Source organism: Streptomyces sp. NPDC002730, assembly GCF_042888805.1.
Classification (GTDB): Bacteria; Actinomycetota; Actinomycetes; order Streptomycetales; family Streptomycetaceae; genus Streptomyces.
Genome location: NZ_JBIAQG010000056.1, coordinates 1 through 3,426, shown reverse-complemented (window position 1 = coordinate 3,426; position 3,426 = coordinate 1). Strand labels below are relative to the sequence as shown.

The 3,426-nt window shown below is 61.0% G+C and carries 4 protein-coding genes; all 4 read left to right on the top strand.

Translation table 11 applies throughout. The features are described 5' to 3' along the window. The first annotated feature begins 145 nt into the window (after positions 1 to 145). Entirely contained in the window at positions 146 to 604 is a 459-nt protein-coding gene (locus ACFYXH_RS42360) for a hypothetical protein (protein WP_389575153.1), read from the top strand. Continuing rightward, entirely contained in the window at positions 505 to 1,395 is an 891-nt protein-coding gene (locus ACFYXH_RS42355; protein WP_389575151.1) for a reverse transcriptase domain-containing protein, read from the top strand. Before ACFYXH_RS42360 ends, ACFYXH_RS42355 begins: the two co-directional genes overlap by 100 nt. A gap of 148 nt (positions 1,396 to 1,543) precedes the next feature. Beyond that, positions 1,544 to 2,824 carry a group II intron reverse transcriptase/maturase gene (gene ltrA, locus ACFYXH_RS42350; RefSeq protein WP_389575149.1) on the top strand — a complete coding sequence of 427 codons (1,281 nt, stop codon included), beginning with the start codon at positions 1,544 to 1,546 and terminating at the stop codon, positions 2,822 to 2,824. A 121-nt stretch (positions 2,825 to 2,945) separates the two neighbouring features. Next, positions 2,946 to 3,362 carry a group II intron maturase-specific domain-containing protein gene (locus ACFYXH_RS42345; RefSeq protein WP_389575147.1) on the top strand — a complete coding sequence of 139 codons (417 nt, stop codon included), beginning with the start codon at positions 2,946 to 2,948 and terminating at the stop codon, positions 3,360 to 3,362. Positions 3,363 to 3,426: the final 64 nt, after the last annotated feature.

Sequence of the window (3,426 nt, the reverse complement as noted above, 5' to 3'; positions counted from 1 at the left end):
AGGACAGCCCTCCGCCCCTACGAGCGGCCACTGGCCATCCTCGGACTCAACTGACCTGCACTGACGCACGACCAACGGACTTTGCAATCGCCCTGGCTGGGTCGCTCTGGTTGATGAATGTGGCCAACCGGAAGGAATGAACCACATGACTGAACCGATGTTGCAGGGCAAGACGCACGATATTCCGAAACGGCTTGTGTGGGATGCATGGCAGAAGGTGAAGGAGAATAAGGGAGCGGCCGGGGTCGACGGTGTGACTATCGAACGGTTCGAGGCTGACCTACAGGGAAACCTGTACAAGCTGTGGAATCGCATGTCGTCGGGATCGTACTTCCCTGGACCGGTCCGCGCGGTGGAGATTCCAAAGAAAGGAGGTACACGAATTCTCGGCATTCCCAATATCGCCGACAGGATCGCACAAACGGTGGCGGTATTGTCATTGGAGCCAGAGTTGGAGAGGGTTTTTATCATGACTCCTTTGGGTATCGTCCCAGGCGTTCAGCCCTGGATGCGGTTGCGGTATGCCGGGAACGGTGTTTCAAGAACGACTGGGTGGTCGACATGGACATCAAGGCGTTCTTCGACTCGATGCCCTGGGATCTGACGCAGAAGGCGGTTGCGCACCATACGGACTCGAAATGGGTCCTTATCTACGTGGAGCGCTGGCTAAAAGCCCCGATGCTGATGCCCGATGGCACTTTGAAACACCGGACCATGGGGACGCCCCAAGGCGGCCCGATTTCTCCCCTGCTCGCGAATCTGTTTCTGCATTACGGTTTCGATGCTTGGATGACACGGAAATATCCGGGAATCTCATTCGAACGGTACGCAGACGATGTCATTGTGCACTGCGTCAGCAAAAGGCAAGCCCTCCATGTGAGGGCGGCAATTGCGGATCGGCTGGCCGACGTCGGGCTGGCACTCCACCCCGACAAGACGAAGGTCGCCTATTGCAAGGACGGAAGACGGCGTGGCTCTTATGAAGTCATCTCGTTCACGTTTCTTGGGTACACCCTCAGGCCCCGCGAGGCTTTCGACAGGAAGCAGAAGAGATCTTTCACCGGCTTTCTGCCGGGAGTCAGCGCGGACAAGCTGACCGAGATGAGTCGAAAGGCGCAAGCCTGGAAGCTCAATCGGCGCACCACCCTTACCCTCGCTGAGCTGGCCGAGACCATTAATCCGGTCCTGGCCGGCTGGCTCGCCTACTTCACCCGATTCTACCCGACCGCGGTGATCCCACTATGCAAGCGGATAAATCGCCATCTTGCCCGCTGGGCTAAACGGAAATACGAGCGTCTGGAACGCAGTAACAAAAGAGCACGGGCTTGGCTGGCGGCAGTTGTAGAACGTGTGCCCCGTCTGTTCGCGCACTGGAGATACTGCGCTACGGCCTGAGGACTGAGCGGCACGAGCCGGATGAAGAGAGATCTTCACGTCCGGATCTGTGGGGGGCGGCGGCTGAAATGCCGCCGCCTACCCGGCGAAGGGGGCGGGTTGCTCGGATCTTGTTTGGTGGTCAACCGGAGTTCCCGGGAGGAGCCAGGTGAACGGATCAAGGCCGCAGGCCAAGGTGAAGTCGTTTGACATTCCCAAGTCAATGGTGGGGGAGGCGTATCAGCGGGTCAAAGCCAGTCGGGGTGCACCGGGGGTGGACGGTGTCACGATCGAGCAATTCGAGCAGGACCTTTCGAGGAATCTGTTCAAGCTGTGGAATCGTATGTCGTCCGGTTCGTATTTCCCCCCGGCGGTGAAAGCCGTCGAGATCCCCAAGGCGGGCGGGAAAGGTGTCCGCGTCCTTGGGGTGCCTTCTGTGTCTGACCGTATCGCTCAGACGGTGGCCGCGATGTATCTGGAGCGGCCTGTGTTCCATCCGGACTCCTACGGCTACCGGCCCAGGCGGTCCGCGTTGGATGCGGTGGAGCAGTGCCGGCGGCGTTGTTGGCGCAGCGACTGGGTGGTCGATCTCGATATCCGGGCGTTCTTCGACAGCGTGGACCATGAGCTGATGCTCAGGGCCGTCGAGCGGCATATCGATGAGGATGGGAAATGGGTCCTGCTTTACGTCAGGCGGTGGCTGGTTGCGCCGCTGGCGAAGGCAGACGGCTCGGTGCAGCAACGGGAAATCGGGACTCCTCAGGGGTCGGCAATTTCTCCCGTGCTGGCGAATCTGTATCTGCACTATGCGTTCGATGTGTGGCTGGCGCGGGAGTTCCCGCAGGTCACCTCCGAGCGTTACTGCGACGATGCGGTAATCCACTGCAAGAGCGAGAGCCAGGCCCGTCGCGTGCGGGACGCTCTCGCGCAGCGATTGGCGCAGGTCGGTCTGGAGTTGCATCCGGACAAGACGCGCATCGTCTACTGCAAGGACGCGGACCGGCGGGGCTCGTACGAGTACACGTCGTTCACGTTCCTTGGGTACACGTTCCGGCCCAGGCTGGCCAAGAACCGGTACGGGAAGCACTTCGTGAACTTCCTGCCCGCGGTCAGCAAGGCGGCAATCACGGCGATGGGAAGGGAAATGCGTTCCTGGCGCATCGCCCAGCGCAGTGACAAATCGCTGATGGACCTTGCACGGATGTTCAACAGCGTCGTGCAGGGATGGATCAACTATTACGGGCGCTTCTACAAGTCCATGTTGTATCCCCTCCTCCGGCGCATCAACAGGATGTTGGTGGGCTGGGCTTGTCAGAAGTACAAACGACTACGCCGCCGGGAGAAGAGAGCGGGAGAACTGCTGGCGGGCACAGCCCGCCGGTCTCCCAACATGTTCGCCCACTGGCGGTTCGGCCTCAAACCTGATGGCTGGGCGATGGGAGCCGTGTGAGCCGAGAGGCTCCCGCACGGTTCTGAGAGCGGCGGCGGGTGAGATTCCCGCCGCCGACTCACCTGGTGGCGATGTGCCACAGCCGCGAAGCGGCCGAGCAGGTCAAGGCACGGCTCGCTGAGTGGCTCGCGCCCCGGGGCTGGTCTTCAACGAGGACAAGACACGCATCGTCCACGCGAAGACCGGTTTTGACTTCCTGGGGTTCAACGTGCGCCGCTATCGATGTGGCAAGTTGCTGATCAAGCCCAGTAAAGCAGCCGTCAGGCGGATCCGGGCCAGGTTGCGCGGGGAGATCCGTGCGCTGCGGGGCGCGGAAACTCTCGCCATCTTGCGGGCGGTCAATCCGATCGTTCGCGGGTGGTCGGCCTATTACCGGACGGTGGTGTCCAAGGAGGTCTTCGCCTCGCTGGACTCCTACCTGTGGCAGCTCACCTACCGGTGGGCTCTGCGCAGGCATCCGAAGAAGTCGAGGCACTGGATCACCAACCGGTACTTCGGCCGATTCAATGAGGTTCCCCCGCTGTGCGGTAGTCGCTGATCAGCAGGTCAGGGCGGGTTGACGGGGTTTCAGGTTCGTTCGTTCGGCGGATACCTGGTCGGCG

What these genes read in the sequence shown, in the direction of transcription:
- ACFYXH_RS42360 (WP_389575153.1), top strand. Translation starts at nt 146, where the DNA reads ATGACTGAACCGATGTTGCAGGGCAAGACGCACGATATTCCGAAACGG.